This window comes from Methylophilus sp. 42, from assembly GCF_000384155.1.
Taxonomy (GTDB): domain Bacteria; phylum Pseudomonadota; class Gammaproteobacteria; order Burkholderiales; family Methylophilaceae; genus Methylophilus.
Window position 1 is genome coordinate 2517941 of the sequence record NZ_KB913031.1, and the last position, 17508, is coordinate 2535448.

The 17508-nt window shown below is 53.8% G+C and carries 14 protein-coding genes; 4 read left to right on the top strand and 10 right to left on the bottom strand.

Annotated features, from left to right (window positions below; translation table 11 throughout):
- Window positions 1-25: 25 nt before the first annotated feature.
- The gene (locus tag MET42_RS0111990) at window positions 26-526 is read right to left on the bottom strand and encodes a hypothetical protein (RefSeq protein WP_019883274.1); all 501 of its coding nucleotides are present in this window, start codon (window positions 524-526) and stop codon (window positions 26-28) included.
- Window positions 527-827: 301 nt separating this feature from the next.
- Here MET42_RS0111990 and MET42_RS14660 point away from each other — a divergent pair, with 301 nt between their 5' ends.
- From MET42_RS14660 to MET42_RS0112005, 3 genes are all read left to right on the top strand, one after another.
- On the top strand, window positions 828-1001 hold the full coding sequence (locus MET42_RS14660; RefSeq protein ID WP_019883275.1) for a DUF1328 domain-containing protein: 174 nt from the start codon (window positions 828-830) through the stop codon (window positions 999-1001).
- Window positions 1002-1094: 93 nt separating this feature from the next.
- On the top strand, window positions 1095-3317 hold the full coding sequence (locus MET42_RS0112000) for a bifunctional (p)ppGpp synthetase/guanosine-3',5'-bis(diphosphate) 3'-pyrophosphohydrolase (RefSeq protein ID WP_019883276.1): 2223 nt from the start codon (window positions 1095-1097) through the stop codon (window positions 3315-3317).
- 10 nt (window positions 3318-3327) lie between these two features.
- The gene (locus MET42_RS0112005) at window positions 3328-3699 is read left to right on the top strand and encodes a YidH family protein (protein ID WP_019883277.1); all 372 of its coding nucleotides are present in this window, start codon (window positions 3328-3330) and stop codon (window positions 3697-3699) included.
- Between the two features lie 26 nt (window positions 3700-3725).
- Here MET42_RS0112005 and MET42_RS0112010 read toward each other — a convergent pair whose 3' ends face one another.
- The 9 genes from MET42_RS0112010 to MET42_RS0112050 all read right to left on the bottom strand — a co-directional run bounded on the left by MET42_RS0112010 (window position 3726) and on the right by MET42_RS0112050 (window position 15517).
- Window positions 3726-4889 (bottom strand): efflux RND transporter periplasmic adaptor subunit, encoded by a 1164-nt coding sequence (locus tag MET42_RS0112010; protein WP_019883278.1) that lies wholly within the window; start codon window positions 4887-4889, stop codon window positions 3726-3728.
- Window positions 4882-8055 carry an efflux RND transporter permease subunit gene (locus MET42_RS0112015; protein ID WP_019883279.1) on the bottom strand — a complete coding sequence of 1058 codons (3174 nt, stop codon included), beginning with the start codon at window positions 8053-8055 and terminating at the stop codon, window positions 4882-4884. Before MET42_RS0112015 ends, MET42_RS0112010 begins: the two co-directional genes overlap by 8 nt.
- Window positions 8048-9007 carry a DedA family protein/thiosulfate sulfurtransferase GlpE gene (locus MET42_RS0112020; protein WP_019883280.1) on the bottom strand — a complete coding sequence of 320 codons (960 nt, stop codon included), beginning with the start codon at window positions 9005-9007 and terminating at the stop codon, window positions 8048-8050. Before MET42_RS0112020 ends, MET42_RS0112015 begins: the two co-directional genes overlap by 8 nt.
- A 40-nt stretch (window positions 9008-9047) precedes the next feature.
- Window positions 9048-10136, bottom strand: a complete 1089-nt coding sequence (locus tag MET42_RS0112025; protein ID WP_019883281.1) for a calcium:proton antiporter — start codon at window positions 10134-10136, stop codon at window positions 9048-9050.
- Between the two features lie 70 nt (window positions 10137-10206).
- On the bottom strand, window positions 10207-11094 hold the full coding sequence (locus tag MET42_RS0112030) for an efflux RND transporter periplasmic adaptor subunit (protein ID WP_019883282.1): 888 nt from the start codon (window positions 11092-11094) through the stop codon (window positions 10207-10209).
- A gap of 11 nt (window positions 11095-11105) precedes the next feature.
- On the bottom strand, window positions 11106-11318 hold the full coding sequence (locus MET42_RS0112035; protein WP_019883283.1) for a DUF1656 domain-containing protein: 213 nt from the start codon (window positions 11316-11318) through the stop codon (window positions 11106-11108).
- Window positions 11315-13501, bottom strand: a complete 2187-nt coding sequence (locus MET42_RS0112040) for an FUSC family protein (protein ID WP_019883284.1) — start codon at window positions 13499-13501, stop codon at window positions 11315-11317. Before MET42_RS0112040 ends, MET42_RS0112035 begins: the two co-directional genes overlap by 4 nt.
- Window positions 13479-14945: an efflux transporter outer membrane subunit gene (locus tag MET42_RS0112045; RefSeq protein WP_232411552.1), complete on the bottom strand. Its 1467-nt coding sequence runs from the start codon at window positions 14943-14945 to the stop codon at window positions 13479-13481. Before MET42_RS0112045 ends, MET42_RS0112040 begins: the two co-directional genes overlap by 23 nt.
- A gap of 68 nt (window positions 14946-15013) precedes the next feature.
- Complete coding sequence (locus MET42_RS0112050; RefSeq protein WP_019883286.1) at window positions 15014-15517, bottom strand: MarR family winged helix-turn-helix transcriptional regulator; 504 nt, start codon at window positions 15515-15517, stop codon at window positions 15014-15016.
- Between the two features lie 196 nt (window positions 15518-15713).
- On the opposite strand from MET42_RS0112050, the gene MET42_RS0112055 reads away from it, so the two are divergent.
- Window positions 15714-17459: an ABC transporter ATP-binding protein gene (locus MET42_RS0112055; RefSeq protein ID WP_019883287.1), complete on the top strand. Its 1746-nt coding sequence runs from the start codon at window positions 15714-15716 to the stop codon at window positions 17457-17459.
- The last annotated feature ends 49 nt before the right edge of the window (window positions 17460-17508 follow it).

The window sequence follows — 17508 nt, forward strand, 5'->3', positions numbered from 1 at the left end:
CTAGGCAACACCTCTGACTATGCCTCTAGGTTTTAATTTTGCGCACAGGGCGCGCAGGCGTCATTTGTTCGGCGTACATATTAATCAGGCTACGCTGAACGCCGCCATCACCGCAGAGCTGAAAATGAATCAGGTAACGCTTGCCGACCTTGATAAACTGGTTAGCCGCCTGGATTTCTTCCAGCGATAGCACCGGGTTTTCACCGACATTGGTCGCAATATCCAGTTTGCTCCCCAGCCAGTCAACGCCAATTTTCTCCGGCGTGATACCACTCTCGCTATAAGCGACTGTTTTGACTTTTGTCACCGTGACTTGCTGCTGGCAATCAGGCAACACTTCATCCATGCTGACGAGCGCAATCACTGCTGGCCTTGCCTCGGCTTTACTGCCGGTTTTATGCGACGGCCCAAGAATCACTTTGGCGCTATCACTGGCGGCAAAGGCGAAAGCGGGCAGCAGGCATTGCACGATCATGAGCAAACATGCGAGGCGAGCGGTCGCTGGTATGGTGTGAATCGAACGCATGGCGCGCTCCCTTCATAAGGATTTTTTTATTTAAATGGGCAGACTCACGATGGCGCGTATTCATTGCTTATTGTCATAGTGAGTCAACACTCACTTATGCGCACAAAGCTGTTGCAGGCCACAACATCAAGTCCCACATAATATAGCGCATTTGATGAGTAAGCGAAGCTGATTAACGCTTGTAAACCATCACCACGTAGGCTGATTCTGACCAATTATTTAGCAAATTACCGATAGAGCAAGCTGGCCCGGTCTTTTAAGATGCCATCATCTTCACTGCCTAAAATGAAAGGCCAGACCTATGCTTTATTATGCATTACTGTTTCTTGTGATCTCTTTTATTGCCGGTTTACTGGGCTTCAGAGGCATCGAGTCTGGTGCCGCAACGATCTCCAAAGTGTTCTTCTTTATCTTCCTGCTGCTGGCGATTGGGATTGCCCTGGCGGCGGTGCTGGGGATCAGCCTGTTCGCATAAAAGCAGCAAGAATCCCCCTCATCGCGCGCCCTGACAAATTGTCCGGGCGCGTTTTAGCTTTACGCTCATGCGCAATCGCGGCGATAATACTTTATGGTTTCAGCACGTCGCCCTGCACACACACCAACGTCTAACGATCCTCAAGCGCTCGCTGGATGGATTACGTCTTTACCACAACGTTTCACCACGCATGAATTAGCGCAGATTCGCCAGGCTGGCGAACTGGCAACCACCCTGTATAGCGGAAAATATGCTATCAACGACAGCCCCTTACTGCAACACGCCCTGGGGACTGCCGCCATTGTGGCTGAAATGAATATGGATGCAGATAGCCTGATAGCCGCCATCTTACAGGCCGCGCCTGACTTGTTAAGCGACTGGTCTGATAACCTATCCAGCCAGTTCGGGCAAACGGTGGTGAGCTTGATAGAGGGCATCGCACGTATGTCACATATCCAGGCCTTAAGTGAAGTCGACGGGGCGCAGCCTGAGGACAACAAACACAATGACAGGGCGCAGCAGTTGGAAGCATTACGTAAAATGCTGCTGGCCATGGTGCAGGATATCCGCGTGGTACTGATCAAACTGGCGGAGCGCACGCAATTGCTGCGGCACCTCTCGGGCGCTAGCCCGGCGTGCCAGGCGCAGGTTGCGCGCGAAAACCAGAGCATCTTTGCCCCACTGGCCAATCGGCTGGGCGTGTGGCAGTTAAAATGGGAGCTAGAAGATTTATCGTTGCGTTACCTGGAGCCGCAGCTTTACAAAGAAGTGGCGAAGATGCTCGACGAGCGGCGTGTGGATCGCGAGCAATACATCACGGATGTTGTCGCACAGTTACAGCACGAGCTGACTCAAGCTGGCGTGAAGGCCGATGTCAGCGGGCGACCCAAACATATCTCCAGCATCGTCAAAAAAATGAAGAGCAAGCATTTGCAGTTTAACCAGCTGTATGACGTGCGTGCCGTGCGCATCATGGTCGATGACATCAAGGACTGCTATACCGCGCTGGGCCTGGTGCATCATCTATGGCAGCCGATTCCTGGCGAGTTTGACGACTATATCGCGCGCCCGAAAAGCAACAATTATCGCTCGCTGCACACGGCGGTGAGTGGCCCGCGCGGCCTCGCGCTGGAAGTACAAATCCGTACCTTTGAAATGCACCAGCATTCAGAGTTAGGCGTGGCGGCGCACTGGCGTTATAAAGAAGGTGCCAAATCTGATGCCAAATTCGACGAAAAAATTGCCTGGTTACGCCAGATTCTTTCATGGAAAGATGAGGTGGCCGACCATGGCGACTTGCTGGAACAATTTAATAGTGAACTGTTTCAGGACAAGGTATATGTGCTGACACCGCAAGGCAAGGTCATTGATTTGCCGCACGGCGCCACGCCGATCGATTTTGCTTATGCCTTGCACACCGACCTCGGGCATAGAACCAAAGGCGCAAAAATCAATGGCCAGATTGTGCCACTGCACACGCGGCTGGAGAATGGGCAGCGCGTAGAAATCCTCACCGCCAAACAAGGTGCGCCCAGCCGCGACTGGCTGAATGCGTCGCTGGGCTTTTTACAAAGCCCGAGCGCACGTGCCAAGGTCAGGCACTGGTTCAAGTACCAGCACTTTGAAGAGAATGTCGCCCAGGGCCGCGCCAAGCTGGATAAAGAACTGCATAGGGCCGGGGCAGGCAGCCTGCCACTTGAACGTATCGCACAAAAACTGCAATTTCAGAAACTGGAAGACTGCCTGGCCGCGATTGGTCGCGGTGACATTAGCGAGCACCAGATTGCGATTACCATCCAGGGTGAAATAGCGCCTGCCGAAACAACGCCAGCACCGCCACTGGTCAAGCGCCCGACCGCCTCGCAGGTCAACCATGCCGGGGTCACCATTGAAGGCATAGGCAATGTGCAAACCACCATGGCTAGGTGCTGCAAACCCGTATCGCCCGAGCCTATTGTCGGCTACCTGACGCGCAACCATAGCGTCACCATCCATCGCCAGGCTTGCACCTTTATCACACGCTTGGCAGATGTACGCCAGAACCGCCTGCTGGCGGCGCAATGGGGCGACCGTCAACCAGGATTATCAGAGGTGGATATTGTGCTGGAAGCCAATGACAGGCAGGGCTTGCTGCGCGATATCAGCGAACTGTTTGCACGTGAAAAGATCAACACCACCAAGGCCAACACGCTGAGTCGCAATCATGTGGCATTGATGCAATTTACGGTAGAACTCACTGATATTGACCAGTTACAGCACTTGCTGCTGCGCTTGCAACAGGTGCCAGGTGTGATCTCGGCACAACGAAAAACCTGAAAGAGGCCCTATGTCTTACCTTGACGACCCACGTGTATATTTTGCCGCCGAACGCACCTTGCTGGCCTGGCAACGCTCGGCGATTGCCCTGATGGGGCTAGGCTTTGTGATTGAGCGTTTTGGCCTGTTTATGCAACTAGTGGCTCACGATCACCCGCTGCCACATGCACAAAGCGCGTTGTCACTGTATATCGGGGTGGGATTTATTCTCATCGGTGCCTGTACGGCCTTATTGTCTGCTGTACAGTTCCTGGTATTTTGCCAGTCGCTAAATATCCAGGAAAAACCGCGCGGCCATGTGCTGTGGTTACCGCCTGCAGTGAATCTGTTTTTGGCGGCGACAGCGATCGCCTTAAGCGGCTGGCTGATACTCACGCGCTAACAAGGCCTGCAGCTTCAGCCGCTCCCTTATTTGGGTACGTCTGTGCCTGCAGCAATATTCACCAGCACACCATCAGTGACACCATCTGGCGGGTTTTCAATCACCTGATCCTGGCTGGTCAGGCCAGACTGCACTTCCAGGGTTTTGCCAAGGTCACGTGCAATCGTAATCGTCTTTAATATCACTTTGTGATCTTGGCCCACCGTCGCTACTTTAAGCCCGTTCTGATCAAAAATCAGGGCACTGGCCGGAATACTTAAGCGGCCAGCGGCATCATTCAATGCCAGGTTCACGTTAGCAAAGCCGCCTGGCAGGAAACGGCCCGCCGCATTATCCACCAGCAACTGTACCAATGTCGTTCCAGACGACGCATTAATAGCACCCGAAGTCGACTGTATGGTCGCCTCAAACACGGCGTCCGGCGAATCTGGCACCGTAAACTGCGCTTTGCCGCCTGGCTTGATCTGGCTGACATAGTTTTGCGGCACATTGATGTATAAACGCAACTTGCGGGTATTGGACACTTCAAACAATGGCTGTGCCGTCGTACCGCTATTGCCCGCATTAATCAGGGCCCCGGTATCGGTATTACGCGCCGTGACCGAACCGTCAAAAGGCGCCAGAATTTTCGCAAAGCTCTTGAGCGCAAGCAGGCGGTTCACATTGGCTTCAGCCGCTTTCACAATTGCCTGCTTGCTTTGATAGTCACCCAGCTTTTCATCGACTTCCTGCCGCGCGATCGACTGCGTTTTCAGCATATCCTGCCAGCGTTTGGCCGTGGTTTCCGCCAGCGCAACATTGGCCTGGGCACTAGCCAGGTCAGCTTTGGCCTGTAATAGCTCCTGATCTAGGTCCGGGGTTTCGATTTCGGCCAACAGTTGTCCACTTTTGACACTGCCGCCGATATCGACCTTCCAGTTTTTCAGATACCCGCTCACACGCGCATAAATAGGCGCACGGGCATAGGCCTCAAAGCGGCCAGGCAGGTTCAGGCTGCCCGCTTCTGCACCATGATCAGGCTGGCTGACACTCACGGTCGCCACGGCCTGTTTGTCTGTCCAGGCCTTGAGTTTTTCGTGGTTACCCGCGCGACTGGTCACACCAATCACCACAATCCCAATCGCAGCCAGGGCCAACAGCAGGCCACCCAGTTTAAGTCCACGGGAAGTCCCCGTCGTCGCATTACGCATGTACATCTCCGGTAGAAACACTGACAGGGCGCGGGTAGTGCTTTTTGTGGATGGCGTTAAACACCACCGGCACAAACAGCAGCGTGGCCACCGTCGCAAATAACAAGCCGCCAATCACGGCACGGCCCAATGGGGCATTCTGCTCGCCGCCTTCGCCCAGGCCCAGGGCCATCGGCGTCATGCCGATCACCATTGCGAGTGCTGTCATTAACACCGGACGGAAGCGCACAAACCCTGCATCAATCGCCGCCGCAGTGGCATCTTGCAGCTCAGCCAGGCGCTCGCGGGCAAAGCTGATCACCAGCACACTGTTGGCCGTCGCCACGCCCATACACATAATGGCGCCAGTCAGGGCGGGCACCGATAAGGGGGTGTAGGTCACAAACAGCATCCAGACAATACCCGCCAATGCCGCCGGCAAGGCAGAAATAATGACAAACGGGTCACTCCAGGATTGCAGGTTAACCACAATCAGCAGGTAAATCAGCACAATCGCCCCCAGCAGGCCAAAAAACAGGCCGGTGAAGGCATGGTCCATGGTATAGGCCTGCCCCAGCATGACCACACTGGCTGCCTTGGGCACCTGGTCTTTGGTCTCATCCAGAATCTTGCGGATATCGGCCGCCACGGCACCGAGATCGCGATCTTGCGTGCTGGCATGCACTTGCACCATAGGCTGGATATCGTACTGGCTTACCACGGCATTGCCGACACTACGTTTAAAGGTCGCCAGGCCGCCCAAAGTCTGCAACGGGCCATCGCTACCGCTAATCGGCAAATTAGCCAGCGCATTCAGGCTATCCAGTTGATATTGCGGTGTTTGCAACACAATAGGATAGGTCACGCCATTGGCCGGGTTGAGCCAGTAAGTAGGTGAGACTTGCGAACTGCCCGCCATATTGATCACCATGCTATTGGTCACATCGCGCGTACTGATGCCGATTTCCTGCGCGCGGGTTTTATCAATGGTGATATCAAATGAAGGCCGGCTGCGTGATTGCTGGATACGTGCATCGACCACGCCAGGCACCTGACGCACCTTGGCCAATAACTGGTTGGCATAAGTAAAATCGTCGGCCAGTTTGCCACCGCGTATCTGGATATCAATTGGCGCAGGCGAACCGAAGTTCAGGATCTGGCTGACAATATCGGCAGGCGGAAACGAAAAAGTGGTATCCGGAAACTGCTTGGGTAACACTTCGCGCAAGGTGCGGATATAGTCGGCCGTCGGTGCATGATGTTCCTTGAGCGCAATCTGAATATCGCCATCATGCGCGCCGGTCAGGCCGGTATTGTTATAGGTCATGTTGATACTACTGATCGGCATGCCAATGTTGTCAACAATGGTCAGGATTTCATCTGCAGGAATGACCTTTTTAATCGCCGCCTGAATATTGGCAAAGCGGTTGGCGGTGTCTTCAATCCGCGTCCCGACCGGCACGCGCGCATGCATGAGAATTTGCCCGCTATCGACACTGGGGAAGAAATTGCTGCCCAGCATGGGGAGCAATAAAAACGACAGCATGACCACCGCCATAAAGCCAGCCATAAACAAACGACTATGGTCGACAGCCAATATCAGGATGGCTTTATAGCCATGACGGATGCGCTCAAACCGGGCTTCAAACCATTGTTGAAAACGCACCAGCGGGTTACGGCTGACTGGTCTCTGCTCTTCATGCAGATGTGGCTTAAGCAGGTAATTCGCCATGGTCGGCACCAGCGTCCGCGACAAAATAAATGAGCTGACCATGGCAAACATCACCGCTTCAGCCATGGGCACAAACAGGTAGCGCGACACGCCCTCGAGGAAAAACATAGGCACAAATACGATACAGATACACAGCAGCGACACAAAGGCTGGCGTGACGATTTGTGCTGCGCCATCGAGGATAGACTGCTCGACCGGCTTGCCCTGCTCCAGGTGCCAGTTGATGTTTTCGATGGTGACTGTCGCCTCATCCACCAGTAAACCTACCGCCAGTGCCAGGCCACCCAGGGTCATGATATTCAGCGTTTCGCCGATGGCGGACAAGCCAATAATCGCCCCCAGGATAGACAGCGGAATGGAGGTGGCGATAATCAGCGACGAACGCCAGCTGCCCAAAAACAGCAGAATCATGAGGCTGGTTAAAATCGCCGCCAGCACGCCTTCAAATACCACGCCATCAATCGCGGCACGCACAAAAATAGACTGGTCATTGATCGGCGTCGCGATCAGCGTCTCTGGCAAGCCCGGTTTGATTTCCTCCAGTTTGGCTTTAATGCCATCGACAATGGCCAGCGTCGAAATTGCACCATTCTTGAGGATGGTCATCAGCACCGAGCGGTTACCATCCACATGCACGATATTGGTTTGCGGCGGGTTACCGTCACGCACCTGGCCGATATCACGCATATACACGGTGGCACCATTGACTACTTTCACCGGGATATTGGCCAGGTCTTCAATCGCCGCGGCGGCATTATTGAGGTTTAAGGTGTATTCAATGCTGCCGATTTTCTGCGTACCGATCGGTACCACCATATTATGGGCAGCCAGTGCATTGGAAATATCCTGCGCCGACAGGCCGCGGGCCTGCAATGCAGCCGGATTAAGGTCGATCTGGATTTGTCGGCTCTTGCCGCCATAAGGGAAAGGCACGCCCGCGCCGGGCACAGTCACCAGGCGGATACGCACGGCGTTCAAGCCGAGGTCAGCCAGGTTTTGCTCGGTCAGGCCTTTGCCAGACAAGGCAATCTGCAAAATTGGCACCGTAGATGCGTTGTAATTCAGGATCAGCGGCGGTGTGGTGCCAGTCGGCATTTGCCGCGTCACCGTTTGCGAAATCGCCGATACCTGCGCATTGGCCGTGGCGATATTCACCCCGGCATGGAAAAAGATTTTAACGATGGCGAAGCCGTTATAGGAGTTGGCCTCGATATGTTCAATATCATTGACGGTCGTCGTCAGCGTGCGCTGGTAAAGCGTGGTAATTCGGCCAGCCATATCATCGGGCGGTAAGCCGGTATATTGCCAGGCAACTGCCACCACCGGGATGCGGATTTCAGGAAAAATATCGACCGGGCTACGCATGGCAGACAGCGTGCCAAAAATCAAAATCAGCAGCGCCATGACCACAAAAGTATACGGGCGCTTGAGCGCAATCCCCACTACGTTAAACATGCATGTCCTTCATCATGGCTTCTTTTTCTGGCGTGGTGATCTCAAAACCAGCATCGCGCCAGGCATCTATGCCACCCGTAAGTGGGCGAATATTGCGGTAACCTCTGCCGATGAGTTTTTTGGCCACCTTGGCCGCCGTCACCTCATTGGGGCAAGAGCAATAAAGCACGACTGGCGCATCTTCATCAATCTCCAGCACCAGTTGATCTACGTCTTCTAGCGTCACAAACTGCGCGCCTGAAATCCAGCCGTCCTCTACCAGGTGTTTGGCCCGCGTATCGAGAATCACCGGCGCCGCGCCGCTATTCAACAGCGTATTTAATTCGTCGACGCTGATACGCGCCATGCGCAAACTCTTGATAAACCGTTGCCTGTCCCACCATTTGGCGGCGATAAAAGCCGTAATCAGCACCAGCACCAGCAAGGTGCCCCACTTACCCATCTCGACCAGCGTGAGCATCAGCTCATCAATGGCAGAGCTGAACAAATGCCCCAACCACAATGCGGAGCCCGCCCATAGCACGGCACCCAGGCCGTCCATCAATACGAATAACCAGTAGCGTGTGCCGGAGGAGCCTGCCAGTGCACTGGAGATAGACGCAAAGCCGGGCACGAACTTGCAGACCAGCAAGGCAGGCGGACCGAATTTCAGGTAAAGCGCTTCAGTTTGCCGGACACAGGTATCCGGCGATAAAGAGATTTTGCACAGCTTGCCCATCACGCGTTTGCCATATTTGCGGCCCGCGCGATACCAGATGGAGTCGGCCATCAGCGCGGCAACCACTGCCACCAACAACATTGCCGCAAACGAATATTGCCCATTGCCAATCAGCACGCCTGCCAGCAACAAGGTCGGGTAGGCTGGTAAAGGCAGGCCCATTTGCTCAAGAAAGACGCTGGCAAACACGATCAGCAAGCCATATTGCTGTATCAACTCAAGAACGGTATTCATAAAGGATGATTAATTCGCGACAAACATTATAAAAACAACACTACATACCCAAAGCGGCCAGCATGGCAAAGGCCATAAATAATACAAAATGCGTCATGCCTTCAATCGCATTGGTTTCACCATCATGCAAATTGATGGTCGCGACAATCAGGGTCAGGAACGTCATCACCATCTGCGTCGGCGACAAACCGACAATCAGCGGTCTGTCTTCGATCAGGGCAATGGCCTCAATCACCGGCACAGTCAGAATCACCGTCGACAAGGTGGCACCCAGTGAAATATTCACCACCGTTTGCATGCGATCATTGACCGCAGCCTTCAACGCCGTCAGTACTTCCGGGCTGGCCGCGATGATGGCGACCACAATCGCAGCCACAATAGGTGGCACGCCACTGCCGGTTAAACCGGCATCCATATGCATGCTCATTTCCTCAGACAGGAAACCGATGGTAATGATGCCAGCCAACATGTAAAGAATGGAAAATCTGACATCCGCGCTCATCGCGCCAGCCGACTGCCCGGTTTGTGCCTGATGTTGGTCGCGGTAACTGAAATAGTTACGATGGCGCCCGGTTTGCATTTTCAGGAACAATGCATAAAACACGCTCATGGTGACGATGGTAAACATCGAATACAAACGCCAGTGTTCGGGCGGCAAAAAAGCTGGCAGTGCCATGGAGATGCCCAGTGCCGTCATGATCATGACGATGTAGGTGTTGCCGGAGTTGACGTTGTACTCCACCTCGCCGTATTTAATACCACCAACAATCGCACACAAACCCAAAATACCGTTGATATCGAGCATCACCGCAGAATAAATCGCATCCCTGGCCAGCGTGGTTGACGAGGTATGGCTGAGCATCATGACAATAATCACCACTTCAATGATGACCGCGCTGATGGTCAGGATCATGGTGCCATAAGGCTCTTTGAGCCGTTCGGCCACATATTCCACCTGGAACGACAGCTGGAAAGCCAGGTTGATAATCAGCAGCACAAACAGGATGGAAATGGTCAGCGACTCGGGCTGGCCGATATGCATGACTTTGTCAGCTTGCGCCAATGCCAGGTAGGCGACGATGGAAATAATCAGGGACAGCAGCCCCGCGGGCGGTTTTTCGGTAAGCATGCGCTTAGATTGTGATCAATGAATGTCCATCTTAACAGAGACTGTCGGGTTCTGTTGCATGTGGCCCCGCTTATCCATGCCTGATTACCACCGAACATGTCATCCCGGCGACCAGTGGCATCGCGGCTGGAATCTGGTCGAGATGGATACGCACCGGGATGCGCTGTGCCAGTCGCACCCAGTTAAAGGTCGGGTTCACATTGGCCAGCAAACGGATATCGGTCGGGTTATCGCGGTCGGTAATGCCATGGGCGATGCTTTCGACATGGCCTTTGAGCGTGGCATGGCTACCCAGCAGCTGCACTTCGGCCGCGTCCCCCACCTGGATCATATTTAATTTATGCTCTTCAAAATAGCCATAGACCCAGAATGAGTGCTGGTCAATCACCGCCAGCTTGGCCGCGCCTACCTGGGCAAAATCACCCGGGCGTACCAGCAGGTTAGACACCCAGCCATCGACCGGCGAACGCACCACGCTACGCTCGAGATCGAGTTTAATTTTTTCCACCTGGGCCACGGCGGCCTCATATTCGGCTTTGGCAGCGAGTGCTCCCAGATCGGTATCCTCACGGTTTTCGCGTGAAATCACTTCATCATCCAGATGCGCACGGCGGGCAGATTGCTGTTTCTTCATCTCCCACAGGGACTTTCTCTGCTGGGTCAATGCAGTCGCCTCCGCCAATGCATGCTGATAATGCATGGTGTCTATGCGGAACAGCACGTCGCCTTTGTGTACATACTGGTTATCACGCACCGGCACGGCGGTCACCAGCCCGGCCACATCCGGCGCAATATTCACCACATCGGCGCGCACACGGCCATCGCGCGTCCACGGGTAATCGGTATAACACACCCACAACTTATAGGCTAACAGCCCCGCGGCAATAGCAATCGCTAGCGTGATACCTATACGAAAAATGCCTTTTGTTGCCTGAAACCAGAAACGCTGTGACTGCATAGACGAGCCTTTCAATACACCATTAAACCAAACACGGAAAACAAGCCAAAAAACAAGGAAACCCTTAACAAGGCCGGATACCACACCAGGTCGTAAATCCCCCAGGCGGCCAATACTTTATCAATCAGCCAGATCGCCGCAGCGGCGAGCAAAAACGCCACAAACAAGGTGGGCACATGTGCATCCAGAAAAGCAAACTCACGCGGAATCCATTCATGCATCATGAGTCAGCTCCGGTTGACGTTGAAGCCTGGTCCTGCGGCATTTCTGCCGCGATGACCAACCTGATAAAATGCAATTGCGTGGTGAGCTTTCGCACTTGTGAAGGCAGGAGTGCATCGGCATACTCCCCGCCTTGCAACCATGCCAGAAAATGATCCAACCATTGCAACACTGCTTGCTGCTGCGCCAACCCTGGCTGTTTGTAATAACTGGCGACCAACGTCAGTGTGCGTTGCACCAATTGATAAGGCTGCGCCAATACCCCCCTGGCAACCGCACGTAACGCCAACACGGCATGCCCCACCTCTAGCGCAGCACACAAGGCTTCTACCACACGCACACTTTCAGCCTCTTGTGGGCGGTGCACACTGCCGGAACGCTGGATCAAATCGCGCGTCCGCATTTCAAAAATGGGCGCAGTCATGCTCGCATGCAGACAGGCATCGACCACTAATTTGCGTAATTGGGTAAACACACGAGCCTTGGCCCAGGGACTCGCCGCATAATCCGTCAGGCTGAACATGATGCCGGACACCACCAGTGCCACCATGAGTGCAATAGAGTCGTTAAAATATTTGACTGGGTTATCGCCCAGCGCCTGGTTGAATCCCACCATCAAAAAGTAAGCAATGCCCAATCCTGCGCCCACCAAGGTGGTGGCTGGTCGTGCACTTAGCCAGGCGGTGAGCAAAACTGCAGGCGTAATCGCGATACAGAGCATGACATAATCATGTACCGCGGTGAGCCAGAATACATTGCTGATGTACACCAGCACGATGCCCAGCAACACCCCTACTGAGAATTGACGGATAGTGGCCATTGGCGCCGGACTAGCCGCAAACAAGGTACTTGTAATCACCCCCAGCGTCATGGCCAGGATCCCGGAGGGCCAGTCTATGGTCATCCAGATGGCCGCCAGGATCAGCAAGGTGAGTGCGCCACGGGTCGCCGCAATCGACACCGGCAACCAGTCAATGTGCATATGCAACTGGTCAGCGGTGAATTCACGGCTCGCCACTTTGCGCGCACGTGGCTGTGCCACTAACAATGCATAGGTGTCCAGGTAGGCAGTCAACTCTTTTGCCAGGCGCGACAGCAATTCTCCACCGGTTTCCACCTCCAGCTGATTGACCTCCGGATGCATCAGCAAGTGTTGTAACTGCACCGCCAGGCGCGTATCAAAATCATGTTGAAACGCTGCGACAGCTTGCTGCACCCGGGTGATGGCTTCAGCATGACTAGCAGGCTGCCCGTCTATGAGCACCGCGGCAGATAAGGGCTGCATCAAGACCTGCAAAGCGTCTGCTTCCTTTGACGCCACACGGGTTTGTAAACGCTGGATCAGCCTCTGCAAGACGACATAGGTCGTAGAAACTGCCATAAACTGCACATTGAGCCGGTTGATGGTTGCACTGTGTACCCGCGCATCATCCGTTTCAAACTGCGCAGACGAACGAAATGCCTCCAACTGATAAATATCTTGCATGAACTTTAAAAACGGCTGATTGAGCCCAGCAGGTGCGCCGGTGCCCAGTAATACGCTGAAATCGCGAAACTTGCTGCGTACGACTGCCTGAATGTTCTCCCACAGGCGTTGCGGCAGCACCAGCTCACTGACCAAGGTCGCACTTAATAAACCAACGCCAATTTCAGACATGCGGGTTGAGGCGATTTGGAAGGTATGCCAAGGTGTCAGCGTCGCAGGCAAGCCGACAATACACAAAGTATAGCCAGCCAAGACAAATCCATAAGACTGGAAGTTACGATACACCAGCGAGCCTGCCGTACACATGCCTATCCAGAGCGCTGCCGCAATAAAAAATGGAAAGCGGTCTTGCGCAAACCAGGCCACCAGCAACATGGAAAACAAAATACCAATCACGGTACCGATCAGGCGGTAATAGCTTTTGGTGATCACCATGCCGGAGCGGAAATGCATGACAATCACCACCGTCAGCAAGGCAGTTGCCGGTTGATCCATCTCCATTTTCAAGGCTACCCAGAGCGCCAGAAAAGCGGCCAACAGGTATTTGAACAAATAGCCAATCAGGGGGAAATCCTGCCGGTACCAGTCTGTGCCTGCCTGTTGCAGGCACACGGCCACCAGTCGCGCTCCCTGCCTGAGCAAAGCCATACCAGCGAGTAACCGCTGTATGCAATGATTAATGTGCTGCGTGCTCAGCATCAATCACCCCTCCACCCAGCGCCAGCATCAATGCCGCATACGTTTCCAGTCGCACCGCCTCCTGCTCCACCAGAATGCCTTTTTGTTGCAATACCAGTGCGTTGGTTTGCAGGCTCTCTACTAGGTTGCTTAACCCGGCGCGGTAATTCTTCATCGCCAACCTGTGCGCCTGCTCGGTTTTTGCCAGCGCCTGCTGCGTATTGTCAGTTTCGGTCGCCACCGTATTCAAGATGGAAAGCTGATTTGAAATGCTTTCCAGTGCCTTGAGTATGGTGGCGTTGTAATCCTCTACCGCCATGTCATACAGCGCCGTTTCTGCCGACAGGTTAGCCCGGCGCTTACCGCCATCAAAAATAGGCAAGGACATGGCCGGGCCTAAATTGCCGACTAAACCGGCACTGGAAAACAGGCCGGAAAACGCCAGTGCCTGAAAGCCGATATAGCCCAACAAATTGATATTTGGGTAAAACGCTGCCTTGGCACTTTGAATATGTTTTTGCGACGCTTCAACCCGCCATCTGGCAGCGACAATATCCGGGCGGCGGCCAACCAGGTTGGCAGGCAAATGATCAGGCAAACCGATACTGGCGGACAAACGCAATGTTGGGCGCTGTAGACTGTCACCCGCACCCGGCCCTTCACCACTGAGTGCTGCAATCTGATTTTTTAATAATGTCAGGTGCAACTCAATTTGCACCAGCTTGTTTTGTGCCGCAGGCAATTTCGCCTCCAGGCGGCTCAGGTTTAATTGCGTATTCAGCCCGGCAGCCAGCGCTTTTTTAGCAATGGCAATCTCATGGCGCACATCATCCAGTTCCTCTTCTGCCAGGTCGCGCCACTGATACTCTGCCGCCAGCCGGATGTAGCTTTTCACCATGGCCGCCGTCAACTCAATCTTCACTTGCTGCATTTCAGCTTCACTGACATGGGTCTCATCCAGCGCCGCCAGCCAGGCTGACTTCTGCTGTTTCCATAAGTCCAGGTTGTAAGACATGTCTACCGTCGCCTGGTTGTTCCAGTTAAAGCGGCCCGCCCACGGCTTGGGGATAAAACTCAACTCGGTAAAACGTTCGCGTGACGAGCTCACTTTACCGCCAACATTCGGCAAGGTCGCCGCATGCGCCTGCTCGGCCATCGCCGTCGTCAAGGCAATGCGCGCCGTGGCTTTTTTCAGGTCAGGATGATCGCGCAGGCTTTTCTCTACCAGGCGGTCCAACTGCGCATCCTGATACGCCTGCCACCAATGCTCGGTCGGCCAGGCAATGGCGGAGGCATCCTCTATCGTTTTGCCCAGTGCCAGTTTATCTTGCGCCAGCGGCTGCGACGCGGGGATGATGCCTTTGGAGCTGATGCATCCATTTAATAACAGGGCCAATAACCAGACACCCCAGCGAAACACTCTCAGGGGTTGGCGCGGCAATATGGCAATGATAGTCAATGGCATAAACATAAAGTATGGTTATTGATAGTATGGAATCAAACTAAATAACTAAAAAATTTTACTCAATCAATTTACTTGATTAAATCGACCCGGCTGGCCAAGGTGGCGAGGTCAGTAGTCAAGGCATTTCTTTCCGGCTTACCCAACACATTCATAAACTGCGTGACGCATTGCACATACACCGGCATCACTTCGTCCAGTTTTTGCTGCCCGGCCACCGATAAGCGGATAAGGAATTTGCGTCTGTCATTGGTATCCATAAAACGGGACACCAGCCCTTCGCGCTCCAGGCCGTCAATAAAGCCCGTCATTGTCGCCTTGGTCACACCGGCCTTGTCAGCCAGCTCTGAAGGGGAAGAGGTCAGGTCGTCCTGGCGCATAAGCAATACCAGCACCCACCAGCGACCTTGCAACAGCCCATGTTGAGCCAACAACGCATCCAGTGCAGACGAAATATCCGACGCTGCACGCAAGATACTGACGAAATCAGAAATGGCCGAAATGTCTGTGCCGGGATAACGTGTCACAAACTTTTCCAGGCTTTTGGAGGTAGGTAATTCTTTAAGCAGCAACATAATACGGATCAATATAGTATGGAATCAAACTAATTGCAACTAAAAAATATACTTTGCCAAGAAAATGATCAGGTCATTGTTATGATTTTTCTGGTTTAATTAAACGTATCTTCAGCTTCTTCAATACTTGGCATCCTATTCATCCGTGAACCTGACAAATCATCCTCTCCCGCATAGAGCGGTTCCTTTTCTGTTTTTGTATATCACGCGCCGCCCCTGGTTGTTTGGCTCAGTGTTCCTCATCATCATCGGCGCCGCCAGTTCAGCGGTTGGTGTGCAATATGCCATGAAGCTGCTGGTGGATGCCATGGACAGCTCGGTACGATCCACCGCCCATGTCTGGGCACCTTTATTCCTTTTCCTGGTATTGATCACCGTCGAGAATCTGTTGTGGCGGTTGGGTGGCTGGCAAGGCTCCCGCGCCATCGTCGCCAGCGGGGTCGATATCCGGCTAGACCTGTTCGAGCATCTGACCGGCCATTCGATGCGCTACTTCAACCAGCACTTTTCAGGCGCACTGGGCAACCGCATCACGTCTACCGCTGCGGCTACCGGTGAGATATTTGCCACGATGTTCTGGCGTATCCTGCCGCCGATCACCGACTTCCTCGGCGCCATTCTCGTACTAACGACCATACGCTGGCAAATGAGTTTGGGCTTGCTGTTCTCAGTGTTATTTGTCGCCGGCCTGCTCATCCTCTTCGGCATCCGCGGTCGCAGGATACATGACAATTACGCCAGGCGATCCTCCGATGCCAGCGGCAAGATGATCGATGTAGTGAGCAATGTGTGGACAGTGAAAGCGTTTTCCGCCCGCTATCGCGAAAAACACAGGCTGTCACGCGAATTGAACCGAGAAGCCAAAGCGCACCGGCGCAGCTGGATGTATGTAGAACTGGCCCGTGTGATGCATGACATGTGCCTGGTCGTGACCGGCGCAGGCATGCTAGTCTGGTCCATATTACTCTGGCGCGCCGGTAGCATCAGTACCGGCGACGTGGTCATCGTCAGCACCCTCACCTTCAGGATATTGCATGGTTCGCGAGACCTTGCCCTTGCCTTGGTGGGCACTGCCCAACAATTCGGCATCATCAATGAAACACTCAAAGTGATTGCGCTGCCACACTCGGTCAAAGACCCGGATGAACCCTCACCACTTAAAGTCGAAAGCGGTAATATCCTGTTTGACAACGTGTCTTATACCTATCCAGATGGTCACAAGGTATTTGATAACCTGTCATTTGAGATCAAAGCTGGTGAGAGAGTCGGCCTGGTGGGGGCTTCCGGTGCCGGGAAATCGACCTTGATCAGCCTGATTCAGCGCCTGGATGATATTCAGGACGGTCAGATCCTGATTGACGGCCAGCGTATCGACCAAGTCTCACAAGACAGTTTACGGGCAAACATCTCCGTCGTCCCGCAAGACATTGCCCTGTTCCACCGCTCGGTGTTCGAGAATATCCGCTATGGCCGCCCAGAAGCCTCAAACGAAGAAGTATATAGCGCGGCACGCAATGCCTATTGTGACGCCTTCATTCGCCGCTTGCCCAAAGGCTATCGCACGATTGTGGGTGAAAAAGGCATCCGCCTGTCGGGGGGACAAAGGCAACGTCTGGGCATCGCCAGGGCTTTTGTGAAAGACGCCCCAATTTTGATATTGGATGAAGCGACTTCTGCGCTGGACTCCCAGTCTGAAAAAGAAATCCAGTCAGCGTTAGTCTCGCTGATGCAAGGGCGGACCGTGTTAGCCATCGCACACCGGCTTTCTACACTGGCCTCATTCGATAGAATCATCGTGTTGAAAAATGGGGTGATTATTGAAGATGGCCCGCCAGACGTGTTGCGCGCGAATGGCGGCCCATTTGCTGAGGCATGGCAACTACAGGCTAACAGTCTTGACCCGCAGGCAACCGATAAATTGGCAACCACGGATCCTAGTTGAAAGTAAGCTGTTGCATCCATAAAAAAGCCCTGCTCAACCGAACAGGGCT

Excerpts from the sequence above, each read along its gene's own strand:
- MET42_RS0111990 (WP_019883274.1), bottom strand. The coding sequence starts at position 526 with ATGCGTTCGATTCACACCATACCAGCGACCGCTCGCCTCGCATGTTTG.
- MET42_RS14660 (WP_019883275.1), top strand. The coding sequence starts at position 828 with ATGCTTTATTATGCATTACTGTTTCTTGTGATCTCTTTTATTGCCGGT.
- MET42_RS0112000 (WP_019883276.1), top strand. The coding sequence starts at position 1,095 with ATGGTTTCAGCACGTCGCCCTGCACACACACCAACGTCTAACGATCCT.
- MET42_RS0112005 (WP_019883277.1), top strand. The coding sequence starts at position 3,328 with ATGTCTTACCTTGACGACCCACGTGTATATTTTGCCGCCGAACGCACC.
- MET42_RS0112010 (WP_019883278.1), bottom strand. The coding sequence starts at position 4,889 with ATGCGTAATGCGACGACGGGGACTTCCCGTGGACTTAAACTGGGTGGC.
- MET42_RS0112015 (WP_019883279.1), bottom strand. The coding sequence starts at position 8,055 with ATGTTTAACGTAGTGGGGATTGCGCTCAAGCGCCCGTATACTTTTGTG.
- MET42_RS0112020 (WP_019883280.1), bottom strand. The coding sequence starts at position 9,007 with ATGAATACCGTTCTTGAGTTGATACAGCAATATGGCTTGCTGATCGTG.
- MET42_RS0112025 (WP_019883281.1), bottom strand. The coding sequence starts at position 10,136 with ATGCTTACCGAAAAACCGCCCGCGGGGCTGCTGTCCCTGATTATTTCC.
- MET42_RS0112030 (WP_019883282.1), bottom strand. The coding sequence starts at position 11,094 with ATGCAGTCACAGCGTTTCTGGTTTCAGGCAACAAAAGGCATTTTTCGT.
- MET42_RS0112035 (WP_019883283.1), bottom strand. The coding sequence starts at position 11,318 with ATGATGCATGAATGGATTCCGCGTGAGTTTGCTTTTCTGGATGCACAT.
- MET42_RS0112040 (WP_019883284.1), bottom strand. The coding sequence starts at position 13,501 with ATGCTGAGCACGCAGCACATTAATCATTGCATACAGCGGTTACTCGCT.
- MET42_RS0112045 (WP_232411552.1), bottom strand. The coding sequence starts at position 14,945 with ATGCCATTGACTATCATTGCCATATTGCCGCGCCAACCCCTGAGAGTG.
- MET42_RS0112050 (WP_019883286.1), bottom strand. The coding sequence starts at position 15,517 with ATGTTGCTGCTTAAAGAATTACCTACCTCCAAAAGCCTGGAAAAGTTT.